13 protein-coding genes and 1 pseudogene are annotated in these 17,730 nt (G+C 66.2%); 6 read left to right on the top strand and 8 right to left on the bottom strand.

What is annotated here, in order from left to right:
• The 5 genes and pseudogenes from C493_RS01030 to C493_RS01010 form a co-directional block, all read left to right on the top strand.
• Window positions 1–260: pseudogene (locus tag C493_RS01030) on the top strand (MFS transporter); the annotation flags it as partial.
• 86 nt (window positions 261–346) lie between these two features.
• On the top strand, window positions 347–1,525 hold the full coding sequence (locus C493_RS01025) for a tRNA sulfurtransferase (protein ID WP_007257526.1): 1,179 nt from the start codon (window positions 347–349) through the stop codon (window positions 1,523–1,525).
• A 71-nt stretch (window positions 1,526–1,596) separates the two neighbouring features.
• On the top strand, window positions 1,597–2,256 hold the full coding sequence (locus C493_RS01020) for a helix-turn-helix domain-containing protein (protein ID WP_007257525.1): 660 nt from the start codon (window positions 1,597–1,599) through the stop codon (window positions 2,254–2,256).
• A gap of 77 nt (window positions 2,257–2,333) precedes the next feature.
• Entirely contained in the window at window positions 2,334–2,540 is a 207-nt protein-coding gene (locus C493_RS01015) for a hypothetical protein (protein ID WP_007257524.1), read from the top strand.
• A 182-nt stretch (window positions 2,541–2,722) separates the two neighbouring features.
• Complete coding sequence (locus tag C493_RS01010; RefSeq protein WP_007257523.1) at window positions 2,723–3,343, top strand: DUF5804 family protein; 621 nt, start codon at window positions 2,723–2,725, stop codon at window positions 3,341–3,343.
• Window positions 3,344–3,697: 354 nt separating this feature from the next.
• On the opposite strand, the gene C493_RS01005 is transcribed toward C493_RS01010, so the two are convergent.
• The 3 genes from C493_RS01005 to C493_RS00995 all read right to left on the bottom strand — a co-directional run bounded on the left by C493_RS01005 (window position 3,698) and on the right by C493_RS00995 (window position 6,973).
• Window positions 3,698–4,756 (bottom strand): hypothetical protein, encoded by a 1,059-nt coding sequence (locus C493_RS01005; RefSeq protein WP_152421072.1) that lies wholly within the window; start codon window positions 4,754–4,756, stop codon window positions 3,698–3,700.
• Window positions 4,757–4,834: 78 nt separating this feature from the next.
• On the bottom strand, window positions 4,835–5,815 hold the full coding sequence (locus C493_RS01000; protein WP_007257521.1) for a PLP-dependent cysteine synthase family protein: 981 nt from the start codon (window positions 5,813–5,815) through the stop codon (window positions 4,835–4,837).
• A 105-nt stretch (window positions 5,816–5,920) separates the two neighbouring features.
• Window positions 5,921–6,973, bottom strand: coding sequence for a Leu/Phe/Val dehydrogenase (locus tag C493_RS00995; RefSeq protein WP_049889060.1), 1,053 nt, complete (start codon window positions 6,971–6,973; stop codon window positions 5,921–5,923).
• 95 nt (window positions 6,974–7,068) lie between these two features.
• On the opposite strand from C493_RS00995, the gene C493_RS00990 reads away from it, so the two are divergent.
• Window positions 7,069–7,440, top strand: a complete 372-nt coding sequence (locus C493_RS00990) for a TlpA family protein disulfide reductase (protein WP_049889059.1) — start codon at window positions 7,069–7,071, stop codon at window positions 7,438–7,440.
• Between the two features lie 609 nt (window positions 7,441–8,049).
• Here C493_RS00990 and C493_RS00985 read toward each other — a convergent pair.
• The 5 genes from C493_RS00985 to C493_RS00965 form a co-directional block, all read right to left on the bottom strand.
• Complete coding sequence (locus C493_RS00985) at window positions 8,050–9,435, bottom strand: FAD-dependent oxidoreductase (protein ID WP_007257518.1); 1,386 nt, start codon at window positions 9,433–9,435, stop codon at window positions 8,050–8,052.
• 297 nt (window positions 9,436–9,732) lie between these two features.
• Window positions 9,733–11,922: a thioredoxin domain-containing protein gene (locus tag C493_RS00980; protein WP_007257517.1), complete on the bottom strand. Its 2,190-nt coding sequence runs from the start codon at window positions 11,920–11,922 to the stop codon at window positions 9,733–9,735.
• A gap of 59 nt (window positions 11,923–11,981) precedes the next feature.
• Entirely contained in the window at window positions 11,982–12,584 is a 603-nt protein-coding gene (locus C493_RS00975) for an HdeD family acid-resistance protein (RefSeq protein WP_007257516.1), read from the bottom strand.
• 175 nt (window positions 12,585–12,759) lie between these two features.
• The gene (gene acnA / locus C493_RS00970) at window positions 12,760–15,522 is read right to left on the bottom strand and encodes an aconitate hydratase AcnA (RefSeq protein ID WP_007257515.1); all 2,763 of its coding nucleotides are present in this window, start codon (window positions 15,520–15,522) and stop codon (window positions 12,760–12,762) included.
• Window positions 15,523–15,936: 414 nt separating this feature from the next.
• Window positions 15,937–17,577 carry a hypothetical protein gene (locus C493_RS00965; protein ID WP_152421071.1) on the bottom strand — a complete coding sequence of 547 codons (1,641 nt, stop codon included), beginning with the start codon at window positions 17,575–17,577 and terminating at the stop codon, window positions 15,937–15,939.
• Window positions 17,578–17,730 lie beyond the last annotated feature (153 nt).

Genomic DNA, 17,730 nt, shown 5'->3' with positions numbered 1-17,730 from the left:
TGCTCGCAGATCTCACGCCGGAAGAGCGCGTCGGCCGGGCGATGGGGACGAACAACGTCTTCGGCGATATCGGCGGGGGTCTCGGTCCGTTGCTCTCCCTGCCGCTGGTCGAAGCCGACGCGGTCGGATTCGAGTTCGTCTACGGCGCCAGCGCGGTCGTCCCGATGGTCGCCGGCGCCGTCCTCGTCGTCGGCATCTACGTTCACACCGGTCGCGTAAGCCCGACGATCAGCGAATCGGTCCGATCGGGCTCAGACTGAAACCGAGACCCGAACGCTGAGCACACGCCGCCCGCTCGAGGGCGCCCTCGCAATCCCCTTATAGCCGCGCTGATCTAGTCCCCGTCATGCACCCTCCGGGAGCCGATACCGTCCTCGTCCGTCACGGGGACGTCAACACCAAGAGCAACACCGTCAAGCGGTACATGGAGGGGATCCTCGTCGAGAATCTCGAGGCCCTCCTCGCGGACCGTGACATCCCCGGCGACGTCGAACAGCGGTGGAACCGGCCGCTGATTCACACGACCGAGGACGCCGTCGCCGACGCCACCGCGGCCGCGAGCGACGCCTTCGGCGTCGTCTCCGCGAGTCCGTGTCTGACCGTCAGCACCGAGAAAGAACAGATCGTCGACGCGCTCGCGGAAATCGCCCGCGAACGCTATACGGGCGGCGCGTTCGCCGTCGACGCGCGGCGGGCCGACAAGAACCTTCCCTACGACAGCGACGACCTGGCCCGCGAAGGCGGCACCGCCATCTGGGAGGCCGTCGAGGACGAGTTCGAACCCGAAGTCGACCTCGACGACCCCGATATCACGTTCGGCGTCGAGATTCGCGAAGACAGCGCGTTCCTCTACCTCGAGAAACTGTCCGGTCCCGGCGGCCTGCCCCTCGGCGCGCAGGAACCGGTGATCGCGCTGGTCAGCGGCGGCATCGACTCGCCGGTTGCGGCCTACGAGATGATGAAACGCGGCGCCCCCATCGTGCCGGCGTACGTCGACCTCGGGGCCTACGGCGGGATCGACCACGAGGCGCGCGCGATGGAGACCGTACGGAAGCTCTCGCGGTACGCGCCGAACTTCGACCTGCAGGTGTACAGAATCCCCGGCGGCGAGACGGTCGATTTGCTCGTCAGCGAGATGGAGGAGGGGCGGATGCTCTCGCTGCGTCGCTTTTTCTACCGGGCCGCCGAGACGCTGGCCGAGCGCGTCGACGCCAACGGAATCGTCACCGGCGAGGCCGTCGGCCAGAAATCGAGCCAGACCGTCCGCAACCTCGGCGTCACCAGCCGCGCCACCCGCTTGCCGATCCACCGTCCGCTACTCACCTGGGACAAACAGGATATCGTCGCAAAAGCCCGCGAGATCGACACCTACACCGACTCGACGATCAACGCCGGCTGCAACCGCGTCGCGCCCGACCGCGTCGAGACCAACGCCCGTCTCGAGCCGCTGCTCGAGGCCGAGCCCGACGATCTGTTCGAGCGGGCCGAGGAGGCGGCGCGAAACGCGGAACTGGTCGATCCGTAGGTCGTCGGTCGAGCCTCCGAGTCTCGCCACCGAACGACAACGGCTACGGTGCTGGCGCGACTGAACGTCGTATGAGCGTTATTCTGGAATTCTCGATCGAACCCGACGAGTTCGTCCTCGGGCAGGCACTCTCCGGGACGCCCGGCGTCGTCCTCGAACTCGAGCGCATCGTCCCGACGGAAACCGACGTCATGCCGTTCGTCTGGGCGACGGGCGACGACCTCCAGTCGTTTGAAGCGACCGTTCGCGAGAGCCCGTTCGTCGAGGAACTGTTCGCCATCGATAGAATCGGGGAGAGCGGTCTCTATCGAATCAAGTGGGCCGACCACGACGACGACCTCATGGCCGGCCTCGCGGCAACCGAAGCGACGGTCCTCGAGGGACAGGCGAACGGGAACTGGGTGTTCCGACTGCGATTCAGCGACCACGAGAAGCTCACCCAACTCTACAACTACTTGACCGAGCACGACATCACCGTCCACGTCGAACGGACGTACACGCTCACCGAAGAGTCCGAACGGGGCCATCGGTTCGGCCTCTCGGACGAACAGCGAGAGGCGCTCGTTCTGGCGCTTCAGCGCGGCTACTTCGAAACGCCGAGCGAAGCGGACCTCGACGAACTGGCGACCGAACTCGAGATTACCCGTCAGGCTCTCTCGGATCGAATCCGGAGAGGAAACGAGAAGGTTCTCCGCCGGGTGTTGCTATCATCTATCAATGATTTTGAATGACGCCACTGCCTACAAAAACGGTTTTACGAGTCAACGCCCGCTTATTCCGGTCCTGATCGAGATAATGGGAACTGCTAATGGACGAAATCGACCATCAGTTTCAGGCGTGGCTCACCTGTCCGGACTGTACGGGTGACAGCGGCGTCGGAATCCTCGCGCACGGAACTGAGATCGTCATCGAGTGTTACGACTGCGGGACGTCGTCGGAGTTCACGATCGGCCAGGACGTCCCGGTGAGTAACCTCGATACGAGCGAAATAGAACGATTCGCACAGTGCGAGTAAGCGCTAGCACGCCCATCGTCGCGAGCGGTTCCACTCGCCTTCTGTCCGAGACCCCGCCTTCTGTCCGAGACCCCGCCTTCTGTCCGAGACCCGCTCTCGTATGTGCGGTTCCGTTCGGCTGTATCGGTCGCTCGAACGTGGGAGCGAAACCCACATTACGGCGACGCACCGAAGGTGGACCAGTGACGCGCGTCTGTCTCGTCGGGAACCCCGACACCGTCCTCCAGTACGAACTCCTCTCCCGGGAGACCTCCCGCGAGGCTCTGGCGACGTACGACCTGCGCCGTCCCTTCGAGAATTCGATCGCGCTCCGCACGGTCAGCGTCGGCGCCGCCGTCTCGCTGCTGAACGACCTGAACTGGTATCTCACTCGCTTCGTCGACGAGGCGCTCGTTCAGGAACCGAGCGTCAGCGACGAGGAGTGGCTCTCGCGGTCGCTCGCGACCGACCTTCGAAACGGCAACGTCGAACCCGCAGAGACCGACGAGTTCTGCAAGATCTACGGCCTCGAGCGAGTCGACGGCGAAGCCGGGGACTCGAGCGATGCGAAACCGGACGCGACGGCCGCTACGAACGACGCCGGAGACTCCGACGGGACGGTGCCGACGGACGAGACGGGAACCGATTCGGCCAGCGACGCCAACTCGAGCGAGTCGGCGGCCGCCGGCGCGTCGGGGCCGTCGTGGCGCCTCGTCGAACCGCTGTACGTCAGACGCACCGGCGGCGAACTCCCGACGTACGACCTGCGGGACGTCGAGGAGACGCTCGTCGTCCGGCTGACGGAAGCCGAGCACACGCCCTGATCTGATTCTGTTCCTGTCCCTGTTCTAGACCCGACTCCGACCCTGTCCTGACCTCGATCCTGTACGGTCGCCTTCCGTAGCGGGCGGCTGTACCGTCGGCCGGAACTCCGTACCGGCGCTCGAGTCAGTTTTGGACCGAAACGGAGTGGGGAGCGCCTGAAACGGGCGGCGAAAACGCAGGACAGGAGCGTCGCGGTTCCGCACGCGGTATAGTAGCCGCTGAAACGATGTACACACAGATCGCAACGCTGTACTGCGATCAGGTGTGCAGTAACGTTCAGTGGCTGCTATAGGTCGCGTGGACGGGTCGATTGTGCAGGGTGGGCGGACGGCGAGCGAGCGACGGCGCCGGGGTCAGGCGTCCGTCGCGTCGTCGGCCGACAGCTCGATCGAGTGGTCGTCGCCGTCGCGGTCGGTGAGCGTCGCCGAGACGGAGTCACTCGCGACCGGCGTGCGAACGAGGAGACCGACGGTTTGTTCGGCTTCGCCGCACAGTTCGTCCTCGGTCGACTCGTCGCTGACCGCCGCCTCGAGGTCGAGCGCGCCGCGTCCGTCGAGCGAGGCAGCTTCGAGGACCAGCTCGTAACAGCGCGTCGGCGCGTCGGCCTCGAGGGCGACGACGTCGGCGCTTTCGAAGTCGGTCGCGTCGACGAAGTCGGCGTACTCGTCGTCGAGGTCTCGATCGCCGAGCCACTCGAGCGTGCGGTCGGCCGCGGACAGGAGGGCGCCGTCGGGCTCGGTCGGGACCGTTCCGTACTCGAACTGAGCGGCGTCGATCGTCTCGGTGACGTCGAACGAACCGTCCGCTGCGCCGTCGATTTCGAACGCGCGTTCGTCGCCGTCGCGGTCCGTGATCGTCACTGACACGGTCGCGTCGGCGTCGATCGGCGCGCGAACCAGACGACCGACGACGCTCTCGACCTGGGCACAGCCCATCGCGTCGTCAGCATCGTCCGCTCGCACTTCGGCGGTGATCTCGAGGGCGGCGTCCTCGTCCGCTCCCTCGAGGTCGGTCGTCTCGAGTGCGAGTTCGTGACAGGGTGTCGGCGCGTCGGCCTCGAGGGCGACGACGGCGGCGTTCTCGAAGTCGGTTTCGGCGACGAACTCGGTGAGCTGATCATCCTCGAGACCGTGTGCCTCGAGCCAGCTCGTCGCGACGCCGTCGCTGGCGAAGAGCGTTCCGGATGGGGCGGCGCCGGGGCCGGCGGTGAAGCCGAACGCGACGTCGTCGATGGACGTCTTGCCCGTACTCTCCTCCGGATCGTCGTTCTCGTCGCCGTTTCCGCCGGCGCCGGGATCGTTCTCGTCGCCGTTGCCGTCGTCGGAGAGGCCGGCGTCACTGAGACAGCCGGCGGAGAGGGCTAACAGGCCAGCGCTACCGCACAGGACCGTTCGTCGGGATCGCTTCGTCATCATCCGGGCAGAGACGCGGTAACCTAAAAGGGATTTGCCAAGGTGAAAGAACGATTTTCGCTTCGCTCGCGTCGGTCGTCAGTCGAACAGCCCAGTCGACATGTACCGCTCGCCGCTGTCCCAGAAGACCGTCACGACGAGCGGGCAGTCGTCGACCCGTCCGTCGCCGCCGTCGGCCTCGGGCGTGGCCGCGTCGTCGGCGACTCCGCTCGGGGGGTCGGGGCACTCGAGGTCCGGATCGGCGATTTCGTCGGCGATTCGCTGGGAGACCAGACTCGTCGCGCCGCTCGACTGGCCGACGAGGACGCCCTCCTCGCGGGCGAGGCGTCGACACTCGTCTTCGGCGTCCTCGAGTCGGACGGTTTCGACGCGGTCGATCAGGTCGCGGTCGAGGTTGTCGCTGACGAAGCCGGGACCCATTCCCTGAAAGTCGTCGTCGCCGGCCTCGCCGGTCGAGAGGACGGCGTTTCGCTCCGGTTCGACCGCGATGACGTCCATCTCGGGGAACTCCTCGCGGAGCCGACGGGCGGTCCCGGAGATCGTGCCGCCGGTGCCGACGCCGGCGACGAAGGCGTCGATCTCGCGGTCGCCGACCTGCTCGACGATCTCCTCGCCGGTGGTCTTGTAATGGGCTTCCGGATTCGCGGGATTCTCGAACTGGCCGAGCTGGATCGCGCCTTCCGCCTCGAGTTCGTCGGCGCGCTCGCGGGCCGTCTCCATGTTGCCCTCGACGAGCTCGAGGTCGGCGCCGTAGGCGGCCATGATCTGCTGGCGTTCCTCGGACTTGTCGGCGGGCATGACGATCGTCAGATCGTAGTCTCGGGCCGCACAGACCAGCGCGAGCCCGATGCCGGTGTTTCCGCTGGTCGGTTCGACGAGCGAATCGCCGGGTTCGATCGCGCCCTCGCGCTCGGCCGCCCGAATCATCTGCAGGGCTGGCCGGTCCTTCGCCGATCCGCCGGGGTTGAAGGATTCGACCTTCGCGGCGACGGTCGCTCCCTCCGGCGAATCGACCTGGACGAGCGGCGAGCCGATGGTGTCCAGGATGCTGCCTTTCATTACACCCGAGTTGGGAGTCGAGGCATAAACCCCTACTGGACGCGGGCAGGACGTGCCGGTGTGTCTGACGCGGCGGCCGGCCGTCGGTACGCCCGCGGTGTTCGATCACGGCTGCGCGAGCGTCGTCGATTCGGCGCCCTCGAGTCGCTCCTCGGCGTACGCGTCGGCCGCCTCGAGCACCGTCGTTCCCCGTTCGTCGGCCCGCTCGATCAACCCGAGTAAGCGGTCGCCGATGGCGGCGGCGTCTTCGTAGGCGTCCTCTCGAGCGCCCCCGAAGTGCTCCGCGGCGACCGTGATCAGGCCGCCGGCGTTGATCACGTAGCCGGGCGCGTAGAGGATGCCTCGCTCGCGCAGCGCCGTCGCGTGGCGACGCTCCGCGAGGACGTTGTTCGCCGCGCCGGCGACGATATCGCACTCGAGCCGGTCGACCGTCTCGTCGTTGACGACGCCGCCGACCGCACAGGGGGCGAAGACGTCGCAGTCACGGTCGTAGACCGCCTCGGGCGGGACCGTCTCGGCGTCGTGCTCGTCCGCGAACGCCGCAACCGCGGCCTCGTCGACGTCGCTGACGGCCACGTCTGCGCCCCGAGCCGCGAGATCCGCCGCGAGCGTCCGACCGACCTTCCCCAGCCCCTGGACGACGATCTCGCGGTCGGCCACCGTCTCGGTGCCGTAGACGGCCTCGAGGCAGGCACGAATCCCGTGAAAGACGCCGTGGGCCGTGATCGGCGACGGATCGCCCAGGCCGTCGCTCGTCCCGACGACGTGATCCGTCGTCCGAGCGACGACGTCCATGTCGTCGACGCCGGAGTTGACGTCGACCGACGTGATGTAGCGGCCGGCGAGGCAGTCGACCGCGCGGCCGTAGGCCTCGAACAGCGCCTCGTCCGTGATCTCGTCCGGATCGCCGACGATGACCGCCTTTCCGCCCCCGAGATCCAGATCCGCCGCGGCCGCTTTATATGTCATCGCCTTCGAGAGACGCAAAACGTCCTCGAGGGCCCGCTCTTCTGTGTCGTAATCGAGGATTCGCGTCCCGCCCAGCCCCGGCCCAAGCGTCGTGTCGTGAACGGCCACGATCGCCCGTAACCCCGTCTCGGTATCCGAAAAGTACGATACCTGCTCGTGTCCGCCGTCGATCATGGGGTCGAATACCATAGATATAGCTTTTACGCTTAGTGTAAAAGTTGCTTCGGCGAGCGGCCGCCGTCGGAAGCGCCGTCGTTAAGCCCGCGGACGCGCTACCGGCCGGTATGAGTCTCGAGACCATGCAGCCGAATCCGACGTGGGACGCGGCCTCCTACGAGGACGCGGTCGACACGCTCGAAGCGCACAACGACGACCTGGTGTACAAGATCTGGGGCGGCGACTGGTGTAAGGACTGCCGGAAGCTCCTGCCGGATCTCGGCGCCGCCCTCGAGGCGGCCGACGTCCCCGACGAACGCATCGAGGAGATCGCCGTCGACGAGGACAAGCAGGGTCCCGGCGTCGACGAGTACGGTATCGAGTACATTCCGACGGTCGTCGTCGAGGACGACGGCGGGAACGAAGTGACGCGGTTCGTCGAGTCCGAGGACCTGCCGCCGGCCGTCTGGCTGGCCGAGCAGCTCGAGGCGGAGCTGTAGCGGCCGTCGGCAGGAAGTCACGGTTTTCGACGGTGGCTAGCAATTGTCAATAGAGTTGCCGGATGTCCTCTTCGGCCACTACAAATGCAGACCGAACTTTTGCGCTGCGGGCGCGACGGAGTCGCGCCCTCGGCAAAACTTCGATGAAAAGCACTCCTCCCTCCCCTGCGGGTCGGTCGTCGGCCCGCTCGCTCCCTTCGGTCGCTCGCGGTGATCGCACAGTTTTCCACCTGTGCTGAACGCCACCGTCACGATCGCTTTCGAAAACCAGAGCGGAGCGGTAACCGACCGGGACGGCTTCTACCAATCGATTTCGTGATGAAAACCGACTAGTGGCTTCCCAAGCCTGAACTGATGGGGCGAATCATGCGGTGTGGTCCGATTCGCCCCATCAGTCGACGCTTGGGAGGGTACTATAGNCTAGTGGCTTCCCAAGCCTGAACTGATGGGGCGAATCATGCGGTGTGGTCCGATTCGCCCCATCAGTCGACGCTTGGGAGGGTACTATAGTAGTCAGTGAAAGTCAATGCACACCCGATCGCAGGACGGCGTTGCGATCGGTGTGTAACTCGTTTCACTGACTACTATAGGTTCGAGCCCGCGAGCCGATCAGTCGTCGTCCGCCGGCACGGGTTCCGGATCGACTTCGCCGTCGTCTTCGCGCGGGAAGTTCTCGATCGTCGCCGCCTCGAATCCCGCTTCGTCGAACTCGTAGTCGCCCTCGAGGAACTCGAGGACCTGCTGGGTGTCGCGCAGGGCGTTTTGCAGGCAGGTCGAGGCGCCGGGCGAGGGCGTGACGTTGAAGATGATGTTGTCGCCGGTGATCTTGGCCTCGCCCATGTCGAGCGAGCGGTTTTTCGTGTCGACGATCTGCGGTCGGACGCCGCCGTAGCCCTTGGCTCGTTCGATGTCCTCGAGTTCGACGGTCGGAACGACCTTCTGGACGTGCGGGAGGAAGGCTCGCTTGCCGACGGCGGGTACGTCGTAGACGAGGTTCTTGAGGACGTAGGGAAGCAGAATGCGGTCGGCGAGGATGTTTCCGTAGCTCAGGAACGAATCGGGGTTCAGACCGAAGACGTCGAAGAAGTCGGGCACCGTCGAGAGGCGGCCGCGCTCGAGGGCCGGGACGACCTTGGCGGTCGGGCCGAATCGCGTGAGGTTACCGTCGTGGACCTCCGCGTCGCCGTGGACCGCGGCGAAGGGCAGCTTCTTCATCTGGAGGGTGTAGACCTTGCCGTTCAACAGGCCCTCGTTCGCCTCGAAGAAGCTCCCGGCGACCGGCAGCAGCGACTTGTGCTCGCCGTAGCCCATCGTCTTGGCGATCTGGAGGCTGTGAGAGCCGGCGGCGACGACGGTCGTCTCCGCGGAGAACCAGCCCGCCTCCGTCTCGACCAGGAACTCGTCTTCGGTCTCGTTGATCGATTCGACGGCCGTACCCGTGTAGACGTCGACGCGGTCGAGGTCGCGAACCTCGTCGACGAACGACTGTGCGACCTCCCCGTAGTCGACCGTGTAGCCGTCGGGCGTCTGCAACGCCAGCATCTCCTTGCTCGGGTCTCGACCCTCGACGACCATCGGCTCGATCTCCGCGATCTCGTCGCGTCCGATCGCCTCGAGTTTCGGGAAGAGGTCGCCAAAGCCCGCCTCGTGGTAGCGGTGTTCGAGTTCCGCGACCTCGTCGTCGCCGACCGCGAGCACCATCTTGCTGCGCTTGCTGTGGATCTCCCGGTCAGGATCGTTCGCCTCGAGGTAGCCCGCGACCATTTCGGCCCCCCGCTTGACCGTCTCGGCCTTCTCGAGGGTGTAGTTGGTCTCGATATCACCGAAGTGAAGCGTCTGCGAGTTGTTCGTGTGATGGGAGTTGATCGCGGCGATCTCGTCTTCTTTCTCGACGAGCGCGATGGACTCGACGTCCGTGTAGTTCGCGACCGTATAGAGTAACGATGCCCCACTGATGCCGCCGCCGACGATAATCAGATCGTATTCGCCTTTCATAGCAGTCGTAAGTTGGCTCTCCGAGTGCCGTTACCGGTGAAAATTCGTGAACATACAAAACCGCTACTATCTCGACCGGCAAAACAGTGACATTTGTTACCACAGCGGTGCGAGAGACGAACGAACGTCCGGAAATACGCTCGTGCGGTGGATAGAATTGAGCGAACCAGAGTCGTTCCGGCGCTCGCACGCGTCGTCGCCGGTAACCGACCGCGAACTGGACGGCCCGTGAATTACCTCGGGGTCACGCCGCGGGGCACTCGGCCTGCGTCGCCTGTAGAACGTCCGTCGCGTTCATCAAAACGGACTCTCCGGTCCGTCAGGCGATCGGTCGCCGAGATCCGAGACCGCTTCCGATGCGTTCTCGCCTAGCCACTCGAGTGCGTCCTCGACGTCGTGCGTCGGCGGCGAACACGTCCGGTTTCGGCAGACGTACAGCGTCGGCTCGCCGTCCCGGGCTTCGCGGCCGGCCCAGATCGCCGGTGGCTCGGCGAGATTCAGCGCCTCGAGCCACTCCTCGAGGCCGTCCTCGGTCGGCGGTCGACGCGCGATCAATCGGTCGGGGCGGTACGCGTCGGCGACGCGGTCGCGCCACTCGTCGGGGAGTTCGTCGGCCGCGACGGTGATCTCGAGCGCCCCCGCCTCGAGGCGGTCGGCGGCGAGACAGAGCGAGGCGTGCTGGAGCGCGTTGGTCTGAATCTCGTTCGCGTGGGTCCGGAGAACGCCGACCGCGATCGACTCGAGGTCGTCATCCGCGAATCCGTCCAGCGCGAGCAGCGTCTCGACGGCGACCCCGGTCGCCGAGGGCGTCGACTGGTCGTCGAGTTCCTGTGGCCGCGTGACGAGCGACTCGCCGCTCTCGGGGGTGAAGTAGAGCGTGCCGGCGTCGGCGTCCCAGAACTCGGCCTCGATCGATCGGGCGAGTTCCAGCGCGAACGCGAGGTGGTCGACGTCGCCGGTCGCCTCGTAACACCCGAGCGCGCCGCGAGCGAGGAAGGCGTAGTCCTCGAGATAGCCCTGAATGGCGACGTCCCCGTCCTTGTACCGACGGCGGAGTCTCCCTTCGTCGGCGTCCCAGAGCCGGTCTCGAACGAACTCGAGGGCGTCGACGCCCATCTCGGCGTACGCGTCCTCGCCGAGGACGAGCGCGGCCTCCGCGCAGGTCGCGATCATGAGACCGTTCCAGCTCGCCAGCACCTTCTCGTCGCGGTTCGGGCGCGGCCGTTCCTCGCGGGCCTCGAAGACCTGCTCGCGGGCGTCCTCGAGTCGCTCCCGGAGTTCGTCTTCGGCGAGGTCGTACGCCTCGGCCAGCGAGTCGATCGAGCGCACGCGGTTTGGTTGATTCTGCCCTTCGAAGTTGCCCGACTCGGTGACGTCGTAGCGCTCGCAGAAGAGCTCCGCGGTGGTTTCGTCGTCGAGAATATCGCGGATCTCGTCGGGCGTCCAGACGAAGAACGCGCCCTCCTCGCGCTCGCCCGTCTCGGGGTCCTCGCTCTGGGCGTCGAGCGTGCTGAAGAAGCCGCCCCCCTCGTGCGTGAGCTCGCGGTCCACGAACTCGAGGGTCTCCGCGACGACCTCGGCGTAGCGCTCGTCGCCGGTCAGCTGGTAGCCGGCGAGGAACGCCCGCGGGATCTCGGCGTTGTCGTAGAGCATCTTCTCGAAGTGGGGCACCGTCCAGTCGGCGTCGACGCAGTACCGGTGGAAGCCGCCGCCGACGTGGTCGTAGAGCCCGCCCGCGGCCATCGCGTCGAGCGATTCCTCGAGGACCGCGCGGTACTCACCCTCTCCCGTACGATCGTACGCGCGGGCGAGCACCCTGAGCCGGGAGGGCTGGGGGAACTTCGGCCCGCCGGAGCCGAAGCCGCCGTGCTGGTGGTCGGCGCTGCGAACCGCCGCGTCGGCCGCGGCCGTCAGAACCTCGCTGGTCGGGGGCTCCGCGCCGGCGACGGAGTCGGGCGTCTCCTCGAGGCGATCCTTCGCGGCGTCGGTCCACTGCTCGGCGCGGTTTTCCATCTCCGGACGGTCTTCGGGGCTCGACCAGGAGTCGCTGATCCGCCGACAGAGGTCGAGAAATCCGGGCTGGCCGCGTTTTTCCTCCTTCGGGAAGTAGGTCCCGACGAAGAAGGGCTTGCCCTCCGGCGTGAGCCAGGCCGACAGCGGCCAGCCGCCCCGGCCGGAGACGAGCTGGCAGACGGTCATGTAGATGCTATCGACGTCGGGGCGCTCCTCGCGGTCGACCTTGATCGGGACGAAGTGCTCGTTCAGGACGTCGGCGACCGCCTCGTCGGCGAAGCTCTCCTCCTCCATGACGTGACACCAGTGACACGCCGAGTAGCCGATCGAGAGGAAAATCGGCACGTCGTGTTCCCGGGCCGTCTCGAGGGCCTGTTCGTCCCACGGCTGCCAGTTGACGGGGTTGTCCGCGTGCTGGCGCAGATACGGACTCTCCTCTTCCTCGAGCCGATTGCGCTCGGTGGGCGTGGTCATGCCTGTCCGTAGGTTCGTCGATCGTAAAAACGCGAGGTCCGCGAACGGTACGCCCGGGGTCAGGCCTTCCGTGAGTCGGCCATCCCCGCCTCGAGGCTTCGCTTGGTTTTGCGCCCCGACATCGAGACGGTCAGCATCGAGACGCCGGTCACGAGGAGGCTCACACCGACGAGTAGCCCGATAGCCCACGTCGCATCGGCGGGGAAGCCGGCCCAGAGAAGCCCGGCGATCACGAGCGAGAGCACGCCGCTGACTGCGACGGCGGCTCGCTCGCCTCGCCCTTCCATGCGCGTGCTCGCGGCGAGTTCCATGACGCCGTCTGCGAGCAGGTAGCCGATGGCGAGCAGCGTGAGCGACGCGAGGCCAACGACGGGGTTGGACAGCAACGCGACGCCGGCGATTACGGCGACGGCCGCGAGTGCGAGTTGCCAGATCGTCCCGCCCCAGCCGCGGGTCGAGACGGCGGTCACCCCGTGGACGATTCCGCCGACGACGAGCAGCACACCGAGCGCGACGGTTACCGACAGCCCCGTGGCGAGCGGGAACGCGATTGCAAGCACGCCGAGCAGCGCGACGATCGCTCCCGCGATCGCGATCAGTTGCCAGTTCGTCTCGAGGACGGACGCGCCGTAGACGTCTTCGGGTGTGGATTGTGTACTCATGGTCGCTCCTCTCTCGTACAAACGCTTGGAGAGATAATATAGTACGCGCCCCTCCCGGTAGAAATTCAGCGTAACGGACCGGTACGAAACTGCGACGAACGCCGTCGCTCAGCGTGAACGGCTCGACGGAGACACCAACTCGAAAAATATCGGTCGGAAGCGTCGACCGGCTGGCCTACTGCGTTTCTTCCTGTAGCAGGCGCCGCAGCACGAGGTGGAGCACGCCGCCGTTCTCGACGTACTCGACTGCCATCGGGGTGTCGACCTGTGCGGTCACGGTGAACTCGACGGTCTCGCCGTCGTCTTTCTCGGCCGTGACGTCCAGTTCGGCCTTGGGCTCGAGGCCGTCCTCGAGGCCGGAAATCTCGAAGTGCTCGTCGCCCTCGAGGCCGAGCTCTTCCCAGCCCTCACCCTCGGCGAACTGCAGGGGCAGGACGCCCATGCCGATGAGGTTGTCGCGGTAGATGCGCTCGTAGCTCTTACCGATGGTCGCGCGGATGCCGAGCAGGTCGGTTCCCTTCGCGGCCCAGTCGCGACTCGAGCCGGTACCGAGTTCGTCGCCGGCCATGACGATCAGCGGCGTGTCGTCCTCGCGGTAGCGCTCGGAGGCTTCGAAGACGGTGGTCTCCTCGTCGGTCGGGTGGTGGATGGTGTAGCCACCTTCCTTGCCGTCGAGCAACTCGTTTTTGATGCGGACGTTCGCGAACGTGCCGCGCATCATGACTTCGTGGTTCCCACGGCGGGAGCCGTAGGTGTTGAACTCGTGGGGGGCAACGCCGCGCTCGGTGAGCCACTGGCCGGCCGGCAGGTCCTCGCCGAACAGACCGGCGGGGCTGATGTGGTCGGTCGTGACCGTGTCGCCGAGGGTGAGCAGCGCGCGGGCGTCGGAGACGTTGTCGACGCCGGGCTTCTCGAGCGGGAAGTCCTGGAAGAACGGCGGCTCGCGGATGTAGGTGGACTCGTCGTCCCAGTCGTAGACGTCGCCGGTCGGGGCGTCGAGAGCCTCCCAGCGCTCGTCGCCCTCGTAGACGCTGGCGTACTTCTCCTCGAACATCTCGGGGGAGATGCTCTCGTGGATCGTCTGGCGGATCTCCTCGGTGTCCGGCCAGATGTCCTCGAGGTAGACCTCCTCGCCGTCGTCGTTCGTGCCGAGCGGTTCGTTCTCGAGGTCGATGTCCATCTTCCCGGCGAGGCCGTAAGCGACGACCAGCGGCGGGCTGGCGAGGTAGTTCGCCTTGATCTTCGGGTGGATACGAGCCTCGAAGTTGCGGTTGCCCGAGAGGACGCTCGTCGTCCAGAGGTCGTGTTCGTCGATGGCGTTCTCGATCGGCTCCGGCAGGGGACCGGAGTTGCCGATACAGGTCGTACAGCCGTAGCCGACGACGTGGTAACCCAGTTCCTCGAGATCGTCGAGCAGGTCCGCACGCTCTAAGTACTCCGTGACGACGCGGCTGCCGGGTGCGAGACTCGTCTTGACGTAGTCGGGGATCTCGAGTCCTTCTTCGGCGGCGTTACGCGCGAGGAGCCCGGCGCCGACCATCACGGACGGGTTCGAGGTGTTCGTACAGGACGTGATCGCGCTGACGAGGACGTCGCCGTGGCCGATCTCGACCTCGGTGCCGTCCTCGAGTTCGACGGGGACCTTCTCGTCGAGCGGGAGGCCCGGTCCGGCGTCGGTCGCGTCGGCCGCGGCCGTGCCGCTGCCGTCGCCGATTGCGGGCTCGCCGCCCGCGCCGATGACGCCCTGCTCCTCGAGCAGGGTCGGGAAGTGTTCGTCCAGATCGCCCATCGGGATGCGCTGGTGGGGCTTCTTGTGACCGGCGAGGCTGGGTTCGACGTCGCTGAGGTCGAACTCGACGTCCGTCGTGTACTCGGGGTTCTGCTCGCCGAAGAGGCCTTGGGCCTCGAGGTACTCGCGGATGAGTTCGATGTGTTCTTCGTCGCGACCCGTGAGTTCGAGGTACTCGAGGGTCTTCTCGTCGACGGGGAACATGCTGATGGTCGAACCCTGTTCGGGGGCCATGTTCGAGATGGTCGCGCGGTCGGCCACGGAGAGCTGGGAGACGCCGGGGCCGTAGAACTCGACGAACTTGTCGACGACGCCGACCTCGCGAAGCTTCTCCGTGATGTGGAGCACGAGGTCCGTCGCCGTCGCCCCGTCGGGCAGGTCGCCCTCGAGGCGGACGCCGACGACTTCGGGCAGGCTCATGTTGATCGGCTGGCCGAGCAGTGCTGCTTCAGCCTCGATACCACCGACACCCCAGCCGACGACACCGATGCCGCCGATCATCGGGGTGTGGCTGTCGGTGCCGACGAGCGTATCGGGGACGAGCCACTGCTCACCATCTACTTCGCGCTCGTGGACGACACGGCCGAGATGTTCGAGGTTAACCTGGTGGACGATGCCCGTTCCCGGCGGGACGACGTTGAACTCGTCGAACGCCTGCTGGGCCCACTTGATCGCGCGGTAGCGCTCCTCGTTTCGCTCGTACTCGATCTCGACGTTCTTCTCGTAGGCGTCCTCGGTGCCGAAGTGGTCGACCTGCACGCTGTGGTCGATCACGAGGTCACAGGGGACTTCGGGTTCGACGACCGTCGGGTCGACGCCCTTGCGGTCCGCCGCGGAGCGAAGTGCCGCGAGGTCGACGACTGCTGGAACGCCGGTCAGGTCCTGCAGGACGACCCGCGAAACCGTAAACGGAACTTCCGCGTCCGGCACGTCGGGCTCCCAGGAGGCCGCGGCGCGGATCGAATCGGCGTCGATCTGGTCGCCGTCGGCGTTTCGGAGGACGGACTCGAGCAGAATCCGGATGCTCACCGGCAGCTTGTCGAGGTCGCAGAGACCCTGTTCCTCGAGGACCGTCAGGTCGGCCATCTTATACGTCTCGCCGTCGTGTTCGAACTCCCGGATGGCGTCCGAGAACTCATCGGTTGACATTGTGCCCCCTTCGAAGTCACCACATTTGAAACTGCCGAGATTCTGGAGTACAGCTTATATACGTCCCGTATCTGACGGTGTGAGAGTGTCCGAAGTTGTCTATTTAACCGAGAAGGAATAGTTTCAGGATTAGTTTTAGGGATTTTATGTCGTTGAATCCGCTTTGCTACACTCGTACGATTCGAGACGGTTCCGTCGTCGCTCGATTCCGGCCACGCGTTGCGTCGCGGCGACCACGTGCCGGGTGGTGACCGGCGTTTGGCGATCGACTCGAGCGATCGAAGCCCCTCGGGTCGCGTCTCGACCGGCGGCGGGCCCCTGGAGAGCCAGAGGGCACTGCACCATCGTTTCGACGACCGACCACGCGAGTCAGGTGGCGCAGACAGAGCGGTCGACGTGTCGGCGAACGCGCGACTACTGCGCCGTCACACCCTCGCTGTTCGCCGCGAGCCAGCCGAACTGGCAAGCGGCGTACAGCGCCTCGCTCGCGTGAAACGCCCGATCGACGACCTGCCAGAGTTCGGCGTCTCGTCGATACTCGACGGCACCGTTGAACACCGGCGCCTGCCCGAACCAGCCGCCGGCGTTCGCGGGGCTCGGTAGCCAGTAGGCAGCGTCCGGTGCGACCGCCGCGTCGAGTTGTGCGCGTTGCAGGGCCGAGTTGTGAACCGTACGATCCATGAAGGCGGCCGTGACGTCGCGGACCTCGTCACCCTCGAGACGACTGAGGGCGGCGTTCAGTCCGCCGACGATATCGCCGGCCTCCCAGACCGTGGTCGCGATCGTCTCGTTCGCCCGCTCGTCGTCGAACGTCCCGTCCTCGTCGCTCCATGAGTCGTCGACGAGAGATGAGAGGACGTCGTCGACGCCGTCGTCGTCGAGACCGAGTCCGAGGCCGTCGTTCGCCAGATCTAACCCCTGTCCGACGGCACCCTGAACCGCCGCCTGGTGTTCCTCGTCCCCGGTAGCGATCCGTCCGTCGTCGTCGATCGCGTCGTCGACGGACGCGACGAGATCGGTCCCGAAGCGTTCGACGTCCGGGAGCGCGTCGTCCGTTCCGACGCTCCCGTAGCGTCCGAGCACGGAGAGGACGAGTCCCACGTTGGCGATTCCCCCTTCGTCCGCGATCGTTTCCGCGTCGTACGCGTCGACGATCGCTCTGGCCGTCGAATCGGCCAAGTCCGTCGCGTCCTCGACGTCGATCCCCGCGGTTTCGACGGCAGGGTGTACGTCCGCTCGATCCGCGACCGTGGACAGACACCACACCGTCGCCGCGTAGTCGATCGCGCGTTCGTCCTCGAACGTCGTCTCGTCCGCCTCGGGATCGTACGACCGCGCGAGCGCGAGGACACCCTCGTCGTCCTCGTCAGCTTCGTCGCGCAAGACGCCGCCGTCGCCGAACGCGTACTCGAGGCCTCGCCAGCCGGCCAGTTCGAACAGCGCCGAGTACTCCTCCGCGACGCCGTCGACCTCGGTGGACGGATCGCCGAGGTCGTCGAACGCCCGGGCGAGTTCAAACGCCGCGTGAACGAACCAGGCCGCGCCGGCCGGCGTAATCTCCCGCGTCGTCGCTCCGTCACCGTCCCACCGGAGCGTCGCCTGGACGGGTCTGGGAGAGAACGTCGGCCGGGTCACGTACTGCGGATTCGACGTCTCGTACGGCGCGATCGTAAGCGACGTGAGTCCCTCGACGGGGAACTCCTCGTCGTCCGGTTCGGCGTCGAGGTCGTCGACCGCCTCCGCGAACGACTCGTGGTCGGGGTCGTCGGCGTACTTGCGATCCGGAAACTGCACGCCCGCCCCGCCCAGGAGCACGCTCTCGACGTTGTGCCGAAAGTACCAGTAGCCGTCTCGTTGCGCGTCTTCGAGGTCGTAGCCGTTGACGCCGTCCGCTGCGTCCGTTTCGTCCCCCTCGTCCGCGTCGTCTTCCCGTGTCGCGGCAGTGGTCGCCCCGAACGCAACCCCCAGACCGCCCGTAGCGAGTCCGCTGAGAACGGCCCGACGGCTCGGCTGCATCCCCCGGTTGTGCGTCTGCCGCGTCCGTGTCGGTCGCATACCCGCCCGACCACGCCCACGTTGGTAAAAGCGTACACGACGTGATCGACCTGACTCACTGTCGTCGCGGTCGACAGGTGCGGCAGTTCGCGGCGAACGCTCGCGACGTCGGCCGCGGACGGATCACTCCCTGTCTCTTATACACATCTCTGA

This window comes from Natronolimnohabitans innermongolicus JCM 12255, from assembly GCF_000337215.1.
Taxonomy (GTDB): domain Archaea; phylum Halobacteriota; class Halobacteria; order Halobacteriales; family Natrialbaceae; genus Natronolimnohabitans; species Natronolimnohabitans innermongolicus.
This window is presented reverse-complemented; position numbering and strand designations above follow the sequence as displayed.

Bases quoted from the DNA above. Each gene is read 5' to 3' on its own strand.
- C493_RS01025 (WP_007257526.1), top strand. From the start codon at position 347: ATGCACCCTCCGGGAGCCGATACCGTCCTCGTCCGTCACGGGGACGTC.
- C493_RS01020 (WP_007257525.1), top strand. From the start codon at position 1,597: ATGAGCGTTATTCTGGAATTCTCGATCGAACCCGACGAGTTCGTCCTC.
- C493_RS01015 (WP_007257524.1), top strand. From the start codon at position 2,334: ATGGACGAAATCGACCATCAGTTTCAGGCGTGGCTCACCTGTCCGGAC.
- C493_RS01005 (WP_152421072.1), bottom strand. From the start codon at position 4,756: ATGACGAAGCGATCCCGACGAACGGTCCTGTGCGGTAGCGCTGGCCTG.
- C493_RS01000 (WP_007257521.1), bottom strand. From the start codon at position 5,815: ATGAAAGGCAGCATCCTGGACACCATCGGCTCGCCGCTCGTCCAGGTC.
- C493_RS00995 (WP_049889060.1), bottom strand. From the start codon at position 6,973: ATGGTATTCGACCCCATGATCGACGGCGGACACGAGCAGGTATCGTAC.
- C493_RS00990 (WP_049889059.1), top strand. From the start codon at position 7,069: ATGAGTCTCGAGACCATGCAGCCGAATCCGACGTGGGACGCGGCCTCC.
- C493_RS00985 (WP_007257518.1), bottom strand. From the start codon at position 9,435: ATGAAAGGCGAATACGATCTGATTATCGTCGGCGGCGGCATCAGTGGG.
- C493_RS00980 (WP_007257517.1), bottom strand. From the start codon at position 11,922: ATGACCACGCCCACCGAGCGCAATCGGCTCGAGGAAGAGGAGAGTCCG.
- C493_RS00975 (WP_007257516.1), bottom strand. From the start codon at position 12,584: ATGAGTACACAATCCACACCCGAAGACGTCTACGGCGCGTCCGTCCTC.
- acnA (WP_007257515.1), bottom strand. From the start codon at position 15,522: ATGTCAACCGATGAGTTCTCGGACGCCATCCGGGAGTTCGAACACGAC.
- C493_RS00965 (WP_152421071.1), bottom strand. From the start codon at position 17,577: ATGCGACCGACACGGACGCGGCAGACGCACAACCGGGGGATGCAGCCG.